General features: G+C 62.9%; 14 protein-coding genes. 10 read left to right on the top strand and 4 right to left on the bottom strand.

Annotated elements, in window-relative coordinates:
- Nucleotide 1 precedes the first annotated feature (1 nt).
- Complete coding sequence (gene lon / locus CSC67_RS15595) at nt 2-2,476, top strand: endopeptidase La (protein WP_118995366.1); 2,475 nt, start codon at nt 2-4, stop codon at nt 2,474-2,476.
- A gap of 122 nt (nt 2,477-2,598) precedes the next feature.
- Complete coding sequence (locus CSC67_RS15590) at nt 2,599-3,345, top strand: GntR family transcriptional regulator (RefSeq protein WP_118995365.1); 747 nt, start codon at nt 2,599-2,601, stop codon at nt 3,343-3,345.
- Nucleotides 3,346-3,370: 25 nt separating this feature from the next.
- Here the strand turns inward: CSC67_RS15590 and CSC67_RS15585 are convergent, their stop codons facing one another.
- A complete protein-coding gene (locus CSC67_RS15585) occupies nt 3,371-4,534 on the bottom strand; it encodes an ABC transporter substrate-binding protein (RefSeq protein WP_118995364.1) in 1,164 nt (387 codons plus the stop codon).
- A gap of 49 nt (nt 4,535-4,583) precedes the next feature.
- Complete coding sequence (locus CSC67_RS15580; protein ID WP_118995516.1) at nt 4,584-5,618, bottom strand: aromatic ring-hydroxylating oxygenase subunit alpha; 1,035 nt, start codon at nt 5,616-5,618, stop codon at nt 4,584-4,586.
- A 340-nt stretch (nt 5,619-5,958) separates the two neighbouring features.
- Between CSC67_RS15580 and dctP the strand changes: the two genes are divergently transcribed.
- From dctP to CSC67_RS15555, 5 genes are all read left to right on the top strand, one after another.
- Entirely contained in the window at nt 5,959-6,939 is a 981-nt protein-coding gene (gene dctP, locus CSC67_RS15575) for a TRAP transporter substrate-binding protein DctP (protein WP_245220254.1), read from the top strand.
- On the top strand, nt 6,936-7,493 hold the full coding sequence (locus tag CSC67_RS15570) for a TRAP transporter small permease (RefSeq protein ID WP_118995363.1): 558 nt from the start codon (nt 6,936-6,938) through the stop codon (nt 7,491-7,493). The genes dctP and CSC67_RS15570 overlap by 4 nt, the downstream gene beginning before the upstream one ends.
- On the top strand, nt 7,490-8,800 hold the full coding sequence (locus tag CSC67_RS15565) for a TRAP transporter large permease (protein ID WP_118995362.1): 1,311 nt from the start codon (nt 7,490-7,492) through the stop codon (nt 8,798-8,800). Before CSC67_RS15570 ends, CSC67_RS15565 begins: the two co-directional genes overlap by 4 nt.
- Before the next feature lie 25 nt (nt 8,801-8,825).
- Nucleotides 8,826-9,605 (top strand): SDR family oxidoreductase, encoded by a 780-nt coding sequence (locus CSC67_RS15560; RefSeq protein WP_118995361.1) that lies wholly within the window; start codon nt 8,826-8,828, stop codon nt 9,603-9,605.
- A 137-nt stretch (nt 9,606-9,742) separates the two neighbouring features.
- Nucleotides 9,743-11,236, top strand: coding sequence for a 3-hydroxyacyl-CoA dehydrogenase (locus CSC67_RS15555; protein WP_118995360.1), 1,494 nt, complete (start codon nt 9,743-9,745; stop codon nt 11,234-11,236).
- A gap of 740 nt (nt 11,237-11,976) precedes the next feature.
- Here CSC67_RS15555 and CSC67_RS15550 read toward each other — a convergent pair.
- Nucleotides 11,977-12,750, bottom strand: coding sequence for an IclR family transcriptional regulator (locus CSC67_RS15550; RefSeq protein ID WP_118995359.1), 774 nt, complete (start codon nt 12,748-12,750; stop codon nt 11,977-11,979).
- Between the two features lie 129 nt (nt 12,751-12,879).
- Between CSC67_RS15550 and CSC67_RS15545 the strand changes: the two genes are divergently transcribed.
- From CSC67_RS15545 to CSC67_RS15535, 3 genes are read left to right on the top strand one after another with little or no spacing between them, the layout of a single operon-like run.
- Complete coding sequence (locus CSC67_RS15545) at nt 12,880-14,409, top strand: class I adenylate-forming enzyme family protein (RefSeq protein WP_118995358.1); 1,530 nt, start codon at nt 12,880-12,882, stop codon at nt 14,407-14,409.
- Between the two features lie 2 nt (nt 14,410-14,411).
- Complete coding sequence (locus CSC67_RS15540) at nt 14,412-15,221, top strand: enoyl-CoA hydratase/isomerase family protein (RefSeq protein ID WP_118995357.1); 810 nt, start codon at nt 14,412-14,414, stop codon at nt 15,219-15,221.
- A gap of 12 nt (nt 15,222-15,233) precedes the next feature.
- Complete coding sequence (locus CSC67_RS15535) at nt 15,234-16,109, top strand: enoyl-CoA hydratase-related protein (protein ID WP_209304339.1); 876 nt, start codon at nt 15,234-15,236, stop codon at nt 16,107-16,109.
- A gap of 4 nt (nt 16,110-16,113) precedes the next feature.
- On the opposite strand, the gene lexA is transcribed toward CSC67_RS15535, so the two are convergent.
- Nucleotides 16,114-16,761: a transcriptional repressor LexA gene (lexA, locus tag CSC67_RS15530; protein ID WP_118995356.1), complete on the bottom strand. Its 648-nt coding sequence runs from the start codon at nt 16,759-16,761 to the stop codon at nt 16,114-16,116.
- Between the last annotated feature and the right edge of the window lie 82 nt (nt 16,762-16,843).

The raw sequence follows: 16,843 nt of genomic DNA, 5'->3' as shown, positions 1-16,843 counted from the left end.
TATGTCTGCGAGCCCGATTCTCTCTTCGGAACCCATGGACTTGCCCCTGCTGCCTTTACGTGACGTGGTGGTGTTTCCGCACATGGTGATTCCGCTGTTCGTCGGCCGTCCCCGTTCCATCAAGGCGCTCGAAATGGCCATGGAAGGCGGCAACAACATCATGCTGGTGGCGCAAAAGTCGGCCAGCAAGGACGACCCCGCGCCGGAGGATCTCTACGAGATCGGCTGCGCCGCCAGCATACTGCAGATGCTCAAGCTGCCCGACGGCACGGTCAAGGTGCTGGTCGAAGGCCTGCAGCGCGCGCGCGTCAATAGCGTCACCGAAGCCGACAACCATTTCGTGGCCAACGTCCAGGCCGTTGCGCTCGACCCGGAACAAGGCGCCGAATCCGAGGCGCTGCGCCGGGCCGTGGTCGCCCAGTTCGAGCAATACGTCAAGCTCAACAAAAAAATCCCCCAGGAAATCCTCACTTCGCTCAGCGGCATCGACGACGCCGGCCGTCTGGCGGACACCATTGCGGCCCATCTGCCGCTCAAGCTCGAGCAAAAGCAGCACATGCTCGAAATCACCGACACCTCGCCGCGCCTCGAAAACCTGCTGTCCCAGCTCGAATCCGAGATCGACATCCTGCAGGTCGAGAAGCGCATCCGCGGACGCGTCAAGAAGCAGATGGAGAAAAGCCAGCGCGACTACTACCTGAACGAACAGGTCAAGGCCATCCAGAAAGAACTGGGCGAGGGCGAAGAAGGCGCCGACATCGAAGAGCTCGAGAAAAAGATCGAGGCCGCCCAGCTTCCCAAAGAGGCCCTCAAAAAGGCCGAGGCCGAACTCAAGAAGCTCAAGCTCATGTCGCCCATGTCGGCCGAAGCCACGGTGGTGCGCAACTACATCGATACGCTCATCGGTCTGCCCTGGCGCAAGAAGAGCCGCATCAACAATTCCATCTCGAATGCCGAACAGGTGCTCGATGCCGACCACTACGGCCTCGAAAAGGTCAAAGAGCGCATCATCGAATATCTCGCCGTGCAGCAGCGCGTCGACAAGCTCAAGGCGCCCATTCTCTGCCTGGTCGGGCCTCCCGGCGTAGGCAAGACCTCGCTCGGGCAATCCATAGCGCGCGCCACCAACCGCAAGTTCGTGCGCATGGCGTTGGGCGGGGTGCGCGACGAGGCCGAGATCCGCGGCCATCGGCGCACCTATATCGGCTCCATGCCCGGCAAGATCCTGCAGAACATGTCCAAGGTGGCTGTGCGCAATCCGCTCTTCCTGCTCGATGAAATCGACAAGATGGGCGCCGATTTCCGCGGCGATCCTTCCTCGGCCCTGCTCGAGGTGCTCGACCCCGAGCAGAACCACACATTCCAGGATCACTACGTCGAGGTCGATTTCGACCTGTCCGACGTCATGTTCGTGGCCACCAGCAACACGCTCAACATCCCGCCGGCGCTGCTCGACCGTATGGAGGTCATTCGCCTCTCGGGTTACACCGAAGACGAAAAAGTGCATATCGCCTTTGACCATCTGCTGCCCAAGCTCATGAAGAACAACGGCGTGCGCGAGGGCGAGATGGCCATCACCGAGGACGCCATCCGCGACATCGTGCGCTATTACACGCGCGAGGCCGGAGTGCGGGCGCTCGAGCGCGAAATCAGCAAGATCTGCCGCAAGGTGGTCAAGAAGACCCTCGAGTCCAACCCCGAGGCAGGCCGCCGCGCGCGTCGCGGCGCGGCCCAGGGCGAAGTCGTCAAGATCGAGGTCAACTCCGAGAACCTGTCCGATTTCCTCGGCGTGCGCCGCTACAACTACGGCATGGCCGAGAAAGAAAACAAGATCGGCCAGGTTACCGGTCTGGCCTGGACCGAGGTCGGCGGCGACCTGCTCACCATCGAGGTGGCCGACATGCCGGGCAAAGGGCAGGTGCAGCGCACCGGCTCGCTGGGCGACGTCATGAAAGAATCCGTCGAGGCCGCGCGCACCGTGGTGCGTTCGCGCGCCCAGAAGTGGGGCATACCCAACACGGCCTTCGAAAAGCGCGACCTGCACGTGCACTTCCCCGAGGGTGCCACGCCCAAGGACGGTCCGTCGGCCGGTATCGCCATCACCACCGCCATGGTGTCGGCGCTGACGGGCATTCCCGTGCGGGCCGACGTCGCCATGACCGGCGAGATCACGCTGCGAGGCGAGGTTCTGCCCATCGGCGGCCTGAAGGAAAAGCTTCTCGCGGCGCATCGCGGCGGCATCAAGGTCGTCATGATTCCCGAAGAGAACGTGAAAGACCTGGCCGAGATCCCCGACAACGTCAAGAACCACCTCGAGATCATCCCGGTCAGATGGATCGACCGCGTGCTCGAAGTCGCGCTGCAGGACATGCCCACGCCGCTGTCCGACGAAGAAGTCGCGCGGCTCGCGGCCGAGGCCGTGGCCAGCACCAAGCAGCCGGCCGGCGAGTCTCCGGGAGGCGTCTTCAAGCACTAACCCGCCATGTTTCGGGCCGCCGTCTACCGGCGGCCCGAAACGTTTCAGGCAGTCCATATCCGATAAGTGGGCGAGCCCGCTGCTATCATAGAAGCTTGCTCCTTCGGCGTTTCTCTCTCGTTATGGACAAGCACCAAAACCTATCCCAAACTGAACGGGCCGTGCTGGGCTTGAGGGGCCTCATCGTGCACGGGCAGTTAAAGCCCGGTCAGCGCGTCATCGAGCAAATGCTGGTCGAAAATTTCGGCGTATCCCGTACTCCCGCACGCGCCGCCATCCAGCGTATCTGCGAAGAAGGGTTCATATCCCTCGTGCCCAAGCGGGGCTACGTCGTTTCGGGCTTTACAGAGCAGGACGTATTCGACGCCATCGCCATACGAGGCACACTCGAAGGCATGGCGGCCCGGATGGCTGCCGAGAAAGGGCCGCCGCCGGGTGTACTGGCCTCCATGAAAGCCTGCCTCAAGGCCTTGGACGAGGCGCTTCAAGAGCCCGACATGGAAATTCGCCAGAACGAGTACGCAAGCCTGAACGACAGGCTGCACGAACTGCTTTGCGATGCGGCCCAAAGTCCCATGATCACCCGCGCCATGCAGCGCCTGGCCTCCATCCCCTTTTCACTGAATAATTCTTTTACCGATGTGCCGCCTTCAGCCGAGCATCGGGTCGCCGCCATCTTGCGCAGCGCGCAAGAACAGCACTACAGCCTGGTGGAGGCGATCGAGCGGGGCGAGGGAACGCGGGCCGAGGCGCTGGCCATCGAACATTCACGCTCCACCTGGAAGTACCTGACTCTGATGTTGCACTTGCCCGGCGACGTCGAGCTGCCAGCCGGGCTCGAGGCGGCGTTGCGAGGATATAGCGCCTGAGCCCTCGCGGCATCGCGCCGGTTTTCTATCCCTGTTTCATCGGGCACGACGCCGCATAGGCATCTTCACTCTTCTCGAAGATCATGCCCTTGTTCGAAAGCGCGACCTGGCCTTCGGCGTCCTTCACGACGTCCACCCGGTAGAACGAAGAGATGGGGAACTGGTTGGTATTGAAGGCGAAGTAGCCTCGTACCGACTTGAAGTCGGCGGCTTTGAGAGCCGCCCGGAATTTCTCCTTGTTGGTCATGTCGCCGCCGGTTTTACGCAGGGCCGAGGCGATGAGCCGGGCCGCGTCGTACGACTGGGCGGCATACAAGGACGGTTCGCGACCGTATTTGTCTCGGTACGCCTGGACAAACTCCTTGTTGGCGGTATTGTCCAGATCGGGGGCATAAGGCGAACTGGTGATTGCGCCCAGTGCAGAATTTTTCAGGGCGGGCAGGGTGGTGCCGTCGATGGACGAGGTCGACACCATGGGGATCTTCTCCATCAGCCCGGCCTGCTGGTATTGTTTGGTGAAGTTCACCCCCATGCCTCCCGGGTAAAAGGTATAGATGGCGTCGGGCGCCTCCGCCATGACAGTCGAGATCTCGACTGAGTAGTCGGCCTGGTTGATCTGGCTCAGGGTTTCGTCCACGATGGCGCCCTTATAAGTGCGCTTGAATCCTTCCAGCGCGTCCTTGCCCGCCTGATAGTTGGGAGCCAGAAGGTATACGCGCTTTATGCCCATGGTGTTCATCAGTTCCCCCGCGGCCTCGTGCAGCTGGTCGTTGTTCCACGAGGTCGAGAAGAAATAAGGCGAACAATCGGCGCCGGCAATGGGAGACGGGCCGGCATTCGAGCCGACGAGGAATGTGTTTTCAGAGGTGATGGGGCGGTGTACCGCCATCATCACATTGGAAAACACAATGCCGGTCACGATGTCGACGTTGTCGCGCATGACGAATTGCCGGGCGATCTGCACACCTTTGTCGGGTTTCATTTCGTCGTCTCCTTTGACGACGTCCACTTCTATGCCTCCCAGCCGTCCGCCGTCCTGGTCTACGGCCAGCATGAATCCGTCATATTGATCCACGCCCAGCGCCGCGCCGGGCCCGGAGAAGGTGGACAGGAAGCCGATTTTTATCGGGGCTGCAGCGGCCGAACCGCAGAATAGGGCGCTGAGCAGCAGCCATTTGGCATTGCGCATGGGCGAGCTCCTGAAGGGGATAGGTGGAGAAAACGGGGAGTGCCGGACGTCAGGCATTCTGGTGTTCTGCTGCCAGCAAGCGATTGACGGTGCGGCGCATATGGATACGCGCGCTGTCGGACACGATGTCCACGAGATCGTTTTCGCCGGTAGACGAGAGAGCGGCCTGCTGGGCCTCGACGATGCCTTTATCTTCCTTGAAGGCGGTGTCGATTTCACGGAACAAGTCTTGGGTGGCTTGCGGGTCGTCTTGCCGATATCCGTTGGCGGCCGACCAGAAATAAAAGCAGGTGGTGTCGGTTTCGGGTGTGAGTCCATGAAAAATGCGCAGTGAAAAACCAGGCTGGTCTCGGTTTTCCACGGCGTTTTTTCCGCTGTCTATGCCGCCGGTCCATTGCAGCACTGTTCCGGGTGCGACGTATTGGAATTCCATCCACCGGTCTATGCGCTCGGCCAGATCGACCGCCTTGCGATAGGTGGGCGGCGGGGCGGATTCCAGCAGCCAGCGTATGAAATGCAGGCCGTCGTCGCGGGGCGTGACCGTCATTTTCGCTTCGACGTGGGCCTTGGGATTTCCGCCGATGGTGTTCTTGTGCACGAAAGCCAGATGGGTAAGGTCCATCAGATTGTCCACCAGCAGCATGTAATTGGCCTGGACACGGTATACCTGATGCTTGTGAGGCCACTTGGCGTAATCGTTGTGATAGGGGTAGGAAATGATGTGGGAAGGGTCGGCGCAAGCGGGATCTCCCATCCAGATCCAGACGATTTCATCCTGTACCACGACGGGATACGAGCGCACCTTGGCTTTGGCCGGAATGCGGGCCTGGCCCGGGATATGGACGCAGTCGCCCCGTCCGTCGAACACCATGCCGTGATAGCCGCATTCAAGCCCCTCCGGCACTATCTGCCCTCGGCTCAACGGCGTTCCGCGGTGGCAGCATCTGTCTTGCAGCGCAGCGATTTCGCCGGTTTCCGCGTTCTTGAAGAACACGAGGGAGACGCCGCACAGAGTTCTAGGGAAGGGCGTGTCGGTGATTTCATGAGCCCAGGCCGCCATATACCAAGCGTTTTGGATGAACATGTTGCTTTCCTTGAATAAGAGGGTCATTGTTCATATCTATGTATACGTTCAATAGATTATTTCCAATGTGGAAAGCAAAATATTAGAGTTATCCCCAGTTAACGTATACATTGAGTGGATGGGTTGCTGAAGTCTATGTGCCGGCGTCAAACGATCAATTTTTGCTAGGCGGAACTGCGCGCCGCCATTTTCATTGACGCTCTGGGGCCCGGTCCTTATCTTGTATTGAACGAGTCCGATGTGGCGACACGCGGCATGCCGGTCCGGCGAGCCGCCGCGAAGGATAGATAAAGAATGGCGAGCCGCGTGCGCGCAGCCCCCCTCATATAAGGAGACCCCCATGCTCAGACGTCTATTGTTTCTTGCGCTGGCGTCGGCCGGCATTGCCGCCTCAAGCGCCGCGCAGGCCAAGAACCTCACCCTCTTGTCCAGCTGGGACAGCAACTACAACGCCGTGCCCGTGTTCGTCGACAAATTCGTCGAGAAGGTCAAGGCCAAGACGAACGGCGGGCTCACCATCCAGGTGCGCGGCCCCGAGACCGTTCCTCCCTTCGAACAGCTGCAGCCGGTTTCGAGCGGCCTGTTCGACCTGCTTTTTACGCACGGGGCTTATCACCTGGGCGAGACCAGCATGGCCTTCGGCATGGACGCCGTGAAGGACGACACCGCCGCGCGCCGCGCCAGCGGCATCTACGAACTGATCGACAAGCACTACAACGAACGCAATCTCAAGCTGCTGGGCGTGTTCTCGAATGCTTCGGGCTATCACATCCTGCTCAAGCAGCCCATCGGCCAGGACGGCGCGCTGCAGGGCCGCAAGATCCGCGCTTCCAGCACGTACCACGAGATGATCCAGGCGCTGAAGGGCGCCGTGGTGACCCTGCCCACCAGCGAAATATTCTCCGCTCTCGAGCGCGGCGTGGTCGACGGGGCTGCCTGGCCCGTGTTCGGCGCCATGGAATATCGCTGGTACGAGGTGGCCGACTACATGACGCGCCCCACCTTCGGCATCACCAACCAGACGATGTTCATGAATCTCGATTCATGGAACGACCTCAGCCCCGAACAGCAGCGGGCCGTCGAAGAGGCCGCCAAAGAGGTCGAGGTGGAAGGGCGGGCCGAGTTCGAAAAGCTCTGGGCCAAAGAGGACGCCGACATGCAGAAGGCCGGGCTGGAGATCACCGAGTTCGGGCCGCAGGTCGCGCCCAAGGTCAACGCCATGTTCTCCGAGGGCGTGTGGAAACAGGTCGAGCAGCATGCGGGTGCGGACGGCAAGGCGTTTCATGAGCTGGCCGTCGAGAAAGGCCTGGCCATCGAATGACGGGCGCTTCAACCGGCTCGCTCAGCGTGTGGCGGCTGCTTTGCCCTTTGGCCCGGGTCCATGATCTTCTGACGCGGCTGACTTTCTGGGTGGCGATGGCCGCGGTCGCCTACCTGACGGGAGTGCTGGCCTGGGAGGTCATGGCGCGCTATGCGCTGCGCCAGCCCAGCGGCTGGGCGCCCGATACGGCGGCGCTTGCCTTTGGCCTGGCCACCTTCCTGGCCGCGCCCACGCTCAGCAAAGAGGGCGGACATGCCGACATGCGGCTGGTGGTCGATGCGCTGCCCGCGTCGGCAGCGGCGTGGCTGCGCCGCTTCACCCTGCTGCTGGCCTGCGCCGTGTGCTGGCTGGCGGCCTGGTTCGGCTATAACGAATTGCTGCGCGTATACCAGCGCGGCGTCATGGTGATTGCCGTCACGCCCATACCCAAGTGGTGGCTGATGTCGGCCATCGTGTACTCGCTCATCAGCATGGGCCTGTATTTTCTGCGGCATTTCCTGGTGTCGTTCCGCGACGCTGCGGCGAGCGCGGGACGGGGCGGGGAATTCTCATGATCGATTGGCAAATATTCATCGTCTGCGCAGTCCTGCTGATGCTGGGCCTGTTCGCCACCGGCATGCCCATATTCCTGGCTTTCCTCACCTTGAACCTGGCGGGCCTGTATGTGCTGTCGGGCAGCTTCAAGGGTGTGCTGCTGATCGTCAATTCGATGTACGACACCAGCACCAGCATGTCGCTGGCGGCCATCCCCTTGTTCATACTGCTGGGCGAGATCCTGTTTCGGTCCAGCGCGGTGAATGTGGTGTTCAACGCGGTCGACGCCGTCGTGGGCGCCGTGCGCGCCCGCCTGTATATCGTCAGCGTGGTGCTTTCCACCGTGTTCGGCGCCTTGTCGGGCTCAGCCATGGCGGTGGCCGCCATGATGGGTTCCTCGCTGCTGCCCGAGATGTGGAAGAGGGGCTACGATCGGCGGCTTTCCATGGGGACGATATTGGGCGGCTCCAGCCTGGCCCCCATCATTCCTCCCAGCGTCATGGCCGTGGTATTGGGCATACTGGCGGGGGTTTCCATATCGGGCCTTCTGGTGGCGGGCATCGTGCCGGGCCTGATCCTGGGGCTCGTGTTCTTCGGCTATGTGGTTTTGCGGGTGAAGCTGAAGCCTTCGCTTGCGCCGCCCTCGACCTCCGATGCCGCGCTTCCCGCCTCCGTGCGGATGAGCTTGGCGCTGAAGGCGCTTCCCTTCGTCTCGATCATCGTGGCCATCATGGGCCTGATCATTGCCGGCGTGGCCACGCCTACGGAGGCGGCGGCCGTGGGCTGCATCGTCGCACTGATCATCTGCAGCCTCTTCGCCACGCTCGATATGGGCAAGCTGCTCGAAGCCCTGCGGGCGACGGCCCGGACGACGTCCATGATCATGATCATCATGGTGTGCTCCGTATCGTTCAGCCAGATTCTCAACATGAGCGGCGTGACGACCAGCCTGGTGCAGGCGGTGATTACGCTGGACTGGTCGCCGGTGTTGATGTTCGCACTGCTGATGGGGCTGGGCTTCGTGCTGTGCATGTTCATCGACCAGATTGCGGTCATGATCCTGCTCGTGCCCTTGTACAAGCCCATCATTGCGGGGCTGGGCTTCGACCCGTTATGGTTCTGGGCCATCTTCCTCATCAACGTTTCGGTGGGCAACATCACGCCGCCTTTCGGCTATACGCTGTTCACGCTGCAGGGCGTCGCCCGGGACGCACCCATACAGGAACTGTATCGGGCAGCCTTGCCCTTCATCGTGCTCTACGCTGTGATGATCGCGGTGTTTGCGCTGCTGCCCGGACTGATCACTTATCTGCCGTCGCTGATGTAGGCGGCGCGATTCACAGGAGCAAACAATGGATTTGGGTATAGAAGGACGGTCCGCACTCGTGCTGGGGGGCAGCCAGGGCCTGGGCCTAGCTTGCGCCAAAGCGCTGGCCGAGGCGGGCGTGCGGGTGGCCGTCAACGGCAGGGATGCGCAGCGCGCGGAACAAGCGGCCCGGTCGCTGGGGGCCCATGCCGTCGCCGTTGCGGGCGACGTTTCCGTTCCCGCCGAGCGCGAGCGCGTCATGCAGCAGGCGCGGCAGCACCTGGGTCCCGTCACCATCCTCGTCACCAATGCGGGCGGGCCGCCGCCCGGCCCGGTCGAAGGCCACGAACGCGATGTCTGGCTCAAGGCGCTTGAAACCAATATGCTGGCCGCTCTGGATTTCGCCGTCATGGTGTTGCCCGACATGAAGTCGGACGGGTTCGGGCGCATCGTCAACGTCACCTCGTTTACCGTGCGCGAACCCTACGCCAACATGGGGCTGGCAACCGGCGTGCGTGCGGGCCTGACGGGCGCCATGTCGAGCCTGGCCCAAGAGGTGGCGGGATTGGGCATCACAGTCAACAACATCCTGCCCGGCCTGATGGATACGGGCGCGCTCGTGCGAGTCTATGCGGCGCAGTCCAAGCGCGAGGGCATCACGCAGGAGGAAGCCAAGGCCCGCATGGCGGCCTCGGTGCCCATGGGGAGGCTCGGCACGGCCGACGACTTCGGTCCCGTATGCGCCTTTCTGTGTTCCAAGCATGCCGCGTACATGACGGGGCAGAACGTTACGGTGGACGGTGGATTGGTGCGCTCTTTGTTGTAAGACGGGTGCGTGCGCTCCTTCACATTTTTGACGATAAAGATGCGTGGCTTGATGCCTGCGTACGGCGCGCTTCAGTCGTGCATGAGGCGCGATGACAGGCTGTGTGTCTTGCGGGGCCGGATTGATTGGAAGAACTCATGACTCAAAAACAGACAACCATTTCCTTGGGCATAGTCGGGGCGGGCGCCATGGGCGCCGGCATCGCCCATGCGGCCTCGGCCAGTGGCATCGATGTGCGCCTGGTCGACGCGCGCGAGGGGGCGGCGCAGAAGGCATGCGAAGCCATTGGGGCGCGGCTGGACAAGCGTGTCGGGCAGGGCAAGCTTTCCGCCGACGAGGCCGAGGGAACGAAGCGGCGCCTGGCTGCCGTGCGCGGCCTGGACGAGTTGAAGGACTGCGATGTGGTGGTCGAGGCCATCATCGAAGACCTCGATGCCAAGGCGGGGCTGTTCGAGCAGCTGGAGGACATCCTGCGGCCAGAGGCGGTCTTGGCTTCGAATACTTCGTCCATTCCCATCGGTGCGCTGGCGGCGGGGCGGCGGCATCGCGGACGTATCGCGGGCATGCATTTCTTCAATCCCGTGCCGCTCATGAAGCTGGTCGAAGTGATTGCGGGGCCCGATACGGAAGAGGCGGTTCTCGACTTTCTGGTGGACCTTGGGCGGCGCATGGGCAAGACGCCCGTACGCGTGCGGGACACGCCGGGCTTTCTGGTGAACTTCGGCGGACGCGCTTACCCGACCGAGGCGCTGGCCATCGTGCAGGAGGGCGTCGCCACGCCGGCCCAGATCGACGCGGTGATGCGCGATTGCCATGGCTTTCGAATGGGGCCGTTCGAGCTCATGGATCTGACCGGTATGGACGTGAATTTCCCGGTCACGCGCTTTGTCCATGAGTGCTATTTCTACGATCCGCGCCTGCGCTCCACGCCTTTGCACCGCTATATGGTGGAAACAGGCCAACTGGGCCGGAAGGCGGGGCGGGGTTTTTTCCGGTACGAGCCGGAATCGGAAGACGCGGCCGCCGAGCCTACATTCGACGCCGAACCGACCGCTACGGTATTCGTGCACGGCGAGTCGACCGTGCTGCGCGAACTGATGGCCGAATGCGGTGCGGAGCTGCTCGATTCGGACGACGGCCGCTCCCCGATCCTGATTGCGCCGCTGGGCGAGGATTGCACGGCCTATGTGTGCCGGGAAGGGCTGGACCGCCTTCGCACGATGGCCATCGACACGCTGGGCGACACACGCAGCCGGGTCACGCTCATGGCCGCGCCGGGCGCCGAGGAATCGATCAGGCAAGGCGTGGCGTCGCTGCTGGCGCGCCGCCGCAAGGTCACGCTCATCGGCGATTCGCCCGGCTTCATCGGCCAGCGCATGGTGGCGATGGTCGCGAACCTGGGCTGCGAGATGGCGCAGAGCGGGGTAGCCAGCGTGGACGACATCGATTGTGCGATGCGGCTGGGCTTGAATTATCCTTCGGGGCCGCTGGAGATGGCGGACGCTTTGGGGGTGAAGAACATCCACCTCATCTTGCAGCAGTTGCAGGCGTTGACGGGAGATGATCGTTATCGTCCCAGCCAATGGCTGCGCCGTCGTGCGCAATTGGGGGTATCGGCGCGAGTGTTCTGATCTGTGTTCGGGGCAGGGCGATCGCCAGTTTTTTGAGGGCGCGGGGAGGTAGTTGGAGGGGCCTTTCGTAGCTCTTCAATTTGGAAGGCTGTCTTTGGGTTCATTCTTTGGGTCTTTTCTTTGAGTCCCTTCTTTGAGTATTTAAGCCGGCGTGGGGCGGGCTCCTATTTTGGGCGCCGCTCGCTGCGGTCCGGCTTCGCCGGACTACCCTCGCACCCTATCAGTTTTGGGGCGCCCGCAGAACTCGCAACGGCGGGCCAGTGGCCCGCCACCCTTGTTGCTCAGACAGCTGCGGGCTTACCTCCCCTAGCCGGGCGCCCCAAAACTGACAGGGTGCTCGGCTTGCTCGGACGTCGCCCAAAATAGGAGCCCGCCCCACGCCTCACAATTTCGAATATTGTGGCGCGTGCCTCGCACGCAGACCGTCTCCTTGCTCCGATGCAGTCCCTGTGATGCGGGGGTGTGCTTGGGCGGGCATTGGTGGGAGAGCCAGGCGCCGCTGAAGGGAGAGGGCATAAGCCCCGGACGAAGCGGACAGGCGTGCCCGAAGGGCCGACCGCCGCTGCCCGACCAAGCACACCCCCGCAGCGCAGGCACGAGTTTAGAGCTATATGCCTCACATTGAGCATAGGGACGGATTAAGAACAAAGAACTCACTGCCAACGCAGAGTCGGGTCAAGAACAAAGAACTTCGCCGCCTACGCAGTAACGGAGCAAAGCTAAAAACCAGCGACTCGCAATCACTCGACCGGCTCGATCCGCGCCCGGCCGATTTCTTCCGCCGCCGCCAGCAACACCGGCGCCAGTTCCTGGTACATGTCGTGCTTGCTGACCACCAGGGTCGGTACCGGCATCGTCAATGCCGCAAGCGTGTCCTTCCATTGGATGGGCACCGAGATGCCTCCGATTCCCTCCTGCCATACATTCCGCACCACCGCATAGCCCAGGCGAAAGCAGGCCTGCAGCGCCTGCTCGAACTGATCGCCGCTTTCTCCGCGCTGCTGGAACTCGCTGCGCAGGCGGTTCAAGGTCGACCAGCGCTTGCGTTCGGGCATCGCAGCCAGGGTGGCGATGCCGGCGGCCGACACGCTCATGCGCAGGCGGCCGCCCGTGGCAAGGCGTATGGCGTTCGGGTCCGCGCCCTGGGCCACGTCCACGAAGCACATGTGCAGGCCGTCGCGTATCGCCAGCGCCACGGTCTGGCCCGTGCGTTCGCTGATCGACTTGAGGTGCGGGCGCAGCCGGTCGCGCAGTTCCATGCCGGCCAGCAGGGGATAGCCCAGCGTGAGGTTCTTGGGCGTCAGTTCATAGGTGCGTCCCAGCTCCGAGCGGCGCAGATAGCCCAGTTCAGTCAGCGTATAGGTGAGGCGGCTGACGGTCGACGGAGGCAGGGAGACCAGCCTGGCGATCTCTCCGTTGCCCAGGGGTTTTTGCACGCGCGAGAGGCATTCCAGTATGGCCAGCCCGCGCGCCAGCGCATCGACGAACTGGCGGTCTTCCTTGTTGGGTTTCATGGACTCTCTTGATTTTTGCCTGGCGGAAAGGTTTTCTGCGCAATCATATTAAGATTGGCCTGTATGTACAAATCGAATGCCGCGCCCATGGCGGACGCTATTCGGACAAAGACACCAGGAGACGATTCAATGCTCGCAGGCGATATGCTGCGGCGTTCGGCAGAACGCTTCCCCTCCAAACCGGCGGTTTTATGGCAGGGCCGATCCATCTCGTATCGAGAGCTCGACCTGGCGGCCAACCGCCTGGCCCACGCCCTGATCAAGGCCGGCGTCGCCAAGGGCGAGAAGGTCGGCATGCTGTGCAGGAATCGCATCGAGTACGCCATTGTCTTCTTCGGGGTGGCGCGCTCGGGCGCTGTGCTGGTCAATATATCCACGCTGTATCAACCGGACGAGCTGGCTTACGTGCTTGAAAAGGCCGACGTCACCACCTTGTTCTACGAAGACGCCTTCCAGGACAAGGTCGATGCGGTGCGAGGGCGGCCTCCCATGCTCGAGCGTTTCATTCGCATCGGCGAAGAAGGGAAAGACCTTTCGTTCGATGCCTTTCATCGGGACGCGAGCGAAACCTATCCCGAGCTCGACCTCAAGCCCGAGGATCCTTTCTGCATGACCTACACCGGCGGCACGACGGGCCGGCCCAAGGGCGTGCTGTGCAGCCATCTCAACCGCTATATAACGGCGCACACGGTGGCGATGGAAGAAGCTTTGGACGAGCGGGACGTGGTGGGCATCGTCACGCCTCTGTTCCATGTCGCGGCGCTGAACATCATGTTCCAGCCGGCGGTGCTGGTCGGCGCCACCTGCACCTTCCTGACCAAATGGAGCCCCGAGGCCTTCGGCGCCATGGTGAAGGAGACGGGCATGACGGCGGCCTTCATGGTGCCCACGCAGATTTCCATGGTGGTCAGCGACAAGGGCTTCGACCCGGCCTCGTATGCATCCTGGCGCAAGGTGTCCTTTGCGGGGGCGCCCATGCCGGACTGGGTGCAGAAGGAAATGCTGCAGCGTCTTCCCGAGGTGGCCATGACGCAGATATACGGGCAGTCCGAAATGGGTGTGCTGACTTCCTTGCGCTCCTGGTATGTGCGCGACAAGCTCGGCTCGGTGGGGCGCCAGGCCTACAACGTCGACGTGGCGCTGGTCGACCGGCAGGGCGCGCCGGTCGGGCCGGGCGAAATCGGCGAGATCGCTTCGCGCGGCGACAATGTCATGATCGAGTACTACAACGAGCCCGAGCAGACCGCCGCCTTCTGGAGAAACGGCTGGGCCCTGACCGGAGACCTCGCCACCAGGGACGAAGACGGCTTCATCTTCCTGGTGGACCGCGCCAAAGACATGATGATCTCGGGCGGCGAAAATGTTTATCCCAAGGAAATCGAGGACGCCATCTACGAGCTGGACGCCGTGGCCGAGTGCGCGGTGTTCGGCATACCCGATGATAAATGGGGCGAGGTGCCGGCCGCCTACGTGCTGCTGCGCGAAGGCGCCGAACTTAGCGAAGAAGCCATTGTCGCGCACTGCGAGAAGAAGCTCGCGCGTTTCAAGCGTCCCCGCCTGATCAAGTTCGTCAGCGATTTTCCCAAGACGCCCATCGGGAAGATCCAGAAGAATCTGCTTCGCGACAAATACTGGGCCGACCGAGAAAAGAAGATATAGCCATGACCGATTCTTACGATTCCTACCAGCGCCTGCAGTTCGACTGGCCCAGCGACGGCGTGCTGCGCGTCACCATGGTCAATCCGGGCCGCTTGAATTCAGCCGATCACGTCATGCATGGCGAGCTCGTGCGCGTCTGGCGCGACATCGACGCCGATCCGCGCGTGCGGGCCGCCATCATACGCGGCTCCGAGGGCGCGTTCTCGTCAGGGGGCGACCTGGACCTCGTGCGCGAGATGACGCAGGACTTCGACGTGCTGACCCGCGTCTGGAAAGAAGCCCGCGACCTGGTCTACAACCTGGTCAACTGCTCCAAGCCGCTGGTTTCCGCCATGGACGGCCCCGCCGTGGGAGCCGGGCTGGTGGCGGGCCTGCTGGCCGATGTGTCCATTGCCGCACGCGATGCGCGCATCATCGACGGCCATACGCGCCTGGGCGTGGCGGCGGGCGACCATGCGGCCATCGTCTGGCCGCTGCTGTGCGGCATGGCCAAGGCCAAGTACTATCTGATGCTGTGCGAACCGGTCAGCGGCGAGGAAGCAGAGCGCATCGGGCTGGTGTCCCTGTGCGTCGATGCCGGCGAGCTGCACGACAAGTCGCTCGACGTGGCGCGCCGGCTCGCGGCCGGCTCGCCCAGCGCGCTTCGTTGGACCAAGTACGCGCTGAACAATTGGCTGCGCATGGCGGGCCCCACCTTCGACACTTCCCTGGCACTCGAATTCCTGGGTTTCAAGGGCCCCGACGTGCAGGAAGGCCTGGCCTCGCTGCGCGAAAAAAGGCGGCCCGATTTCGGCAAGGACAGCCCTTTGTAGGGGGATGAAACGATGACGGAAGATCGCTTTTCCCCGCAACGCAATCCGCAGCAGGACGCACAGCGCGATTCACGGCAGGGGTCCCGGAACGGCCCGCAGGACGATCCGCGCCAGCAAGGACCGCTGGTGCTGCTGGAACGCATCAGCCCCGCCGTGGCCCTGGTGCGCCTGAACCGTCCCCACGTGCGCAACGCGCTCGATCTTGGCATCCGCAAGGAGCTTGCGCGCGTGTTCCGCGGCTTTGCCGACGAAGACGAGCTGCGCTGCGTGGTGCTGACGGGCAGCGGCGAATGCTTCGCGGCCGGCGCGGACATCGAGGATATGTCGCGCATCGATGCGATGCAGATGTATCACCGCCACACCGAGCGCCTCTGGGCGGCGGTGGCCGAATGCCCGGTGCCGGTCATTTCGGCCGTCAATGGCTATGCCCTCGGCGGCGGCCTGGAGCTGGCCATGAACACCGACATCATCGTTGCCGGCCGCGGCGCGCGCTTCGGCCAGCCGGAAGTGAAGGTGGGCATCATGCCCGGCGCGGGCGGAACGCAAAGGCTGACTCGCGCCATCGGCAAATTCCAGGCCATGTATCTGTGCCTGACCGGACATCTGATATCGGCGGAAGAAGCCTATGGCATGGGGCTGGTCAGCAAGGTGGTGGACGACGACCAGGTCATGGCGCACAGCCTGGAACTGGCCGCGCAGCTTTCAAGGATGCCCCCGGTGGCCCTGCAGCAGATCAAAGAGGTGATACTGCACGGCGCCGACGCGCCTCTGGGCGCGGCCCTGGCGCTGGAGCGCAAGGCGGTGCAGCTTTTGTTTGCCAGCCAGGACAAGAACGAAGGCATGAACGCCTTTCTGGAAAAGCGCCGGCCGCAATACCAGGGCAGGTGATTGCTTATTGCAGCGGCGTGTCGCGAATGAGGCCTACCGCGATGCCTTCGAGCGAAAACTCGTCTTGTGCGGTGACGACGATGGGTTGGAAGTCGGGGTTTTCGGGCAGGAGCTGAACCGCGCCGCCCGAACGCAGCAGGCGCTTGACCGTGACTTCGTCGCCCAGGCGCGCGACCACGATCTGGCCGTTGCGGGCCTCGGACGCTTTTTTGACCGCCAGGAGGTCGCCGTCGAGGATGCCGGCGTCGCGCATGCTGAGGCCGCGCACGCGCAGGAGATAATCGGGCGTCTGACTGAACAGGGAAGGTTCGACGCCGATTTCGCGCTCGACGTGTTCGGCCGCCAGAATGGGGCTGCCGGCCGCCACCCGGCCCACGACGGGCAGCAGCATGTGCGCCAGCGCCGCAAGCGGCGAAGAGGGAAGCGGCTCGGCTTCGGCTTCGAGCAGGCGGATGCCCCGCGAGGCGCCGGCGGTGAGTTCGATGGCGCCCTTGCGGGCCAGCGCGCGCAGGTGGTCTTCGGCGGCATTGGCCGAACGAAAGCCCAGGGCGCGCGCGATTTCGGCGCGGGTGGGGGGGAACCCGGTGCGCGCGATTTCGCTGCGGATGAGATCGAGGATCTGTTGCTGGCGTTCGGTAAGCTTTGTTGCCATGGCGCGGCCTGTGTTTTTGTACAGTTCAGGCATTCTGCGTCACTTCGATGAAAAAATCAAGCCGGCGGGGCGCTGCGCCCGG

The organism is Pusillimonas caeni (assembly GCF_003545815.1).
In the GTDB taxonomy this organism is placed as follows: domain Bacteria; phylum Pseudomonadota; class Gammaproteobacteria; order Burkholderiales; family Burkholderiaceae_B; genus Pusillimonas; species Pusillimonas caeni.
This window is presented reverse-complemented; position numbering and strand designations above follow the sequence as displayed.

What these genes read in the sequence shown, in the direction of transcription:
- CSC67_RS15580 (WP_118995516.1), bottom strand. Translation starts at nt 5,618, where the DNA reads ATGTTCATCCAAAACGCTTGGTATATGGCGGCCTGGGCTCATGAAATC.
- lexA (WP_118995356.1), bottom strand. Translation starts at nt 16,761, where the DNA reads ATGGCAACAAAGCTTACCGAACGCCAGCAACAGATCCTCGATCTCATC.
- CSC67_RS15560 (WP_118995361.1), top strand. Translation starts at nt 8,826, where the DNA reads ATGGATTTGGGTATAGAAGGACGGTCCGCACTCGTGCTGGGGGGCAGC.
- CSC67_RS15540 (WP_118995357.1), top strand. Translation starts at nt 14,412, where the DNA reads ATGACCGATTCTTACGATTCCTACCAGCGCCTGCAGTTCGACTGGCCC.
- CSC67_RS15535 (WP_209304339.1), top strand. Translation starts at nt 15,234, where the DNA reads ATGACGGAAGATCGCTTTTCCCCGCAACGCAATCCGCAGCAGGACGCA.
- CSC67_RS15590 (WP_118995365.1), top strand. Translation starts at nt 2,599, where the DNA reads ATGGACAAGCACCAAAACCTATCCCAAACTGAACGGGCCGTGCTGGGC.
- dctP (WP_245220254.1), top strand. Translation starts at nt 5,959, where the DNA reads ATGCTCAGACGTCTATTGTTTCTTGCGCTGGCGTCGGCCGGCATTGCC.
- CSC67_RS15565 (WP_118995362.1), top strand. Translation starts at nt 7,490, where the DNA reads ATGATCGATTGGCAAATATTCATCGTCTGCGCAGTCCTGCTGATGCTG.
- CSC67_RS15585 (WP_118995364.1), bottom strand. Translation starts at nt 4,534, where the DNA reads ATGCGCAATGCCAAATGGCTGCTGCTCAGCGCCCTATTCTGCGGTTCG.
- CSC67_RS15545 (WP_118995358.1), top strand. Translation starts at nt 12,880, where the DNA reads ATGCTCGCAGGCGATATGCTGCGGCGTTCGGCAGAACGCTTCCCCTCC.
- CSC67_RS15570 (WP_118995363.1), top strand. Translation starts at nt 6,936, where the DNA reads ATGACGGGCGCTTCAACCGGCTCGCTCAGCGTGTGGCGGCTGCTTTGC.
- CSC67_RS15550 (WP_118995359.1), bottom strand. Translation starts at nt 12,750, where the DNA reads ATGAAACCCAACAAGGAAGACCGCCAGTTCGTCGATGCGCTGGCGCGC.
- lon (WP_118995366.1), top strand. Translation starts at nt 2, where the DNA reads ATGTCTGCGAGCCCGATTCTCTCTTCGGAACCCATGGACTTGCCCCTG.
- CSC67_RS15555 (WP_118995360.1), top strand. Translation starts at nt 9,743, where the DNA reads ATGACTCAAAAACAGACAACCATTTCCTTGGGCATAGTCGGGGCGGGC.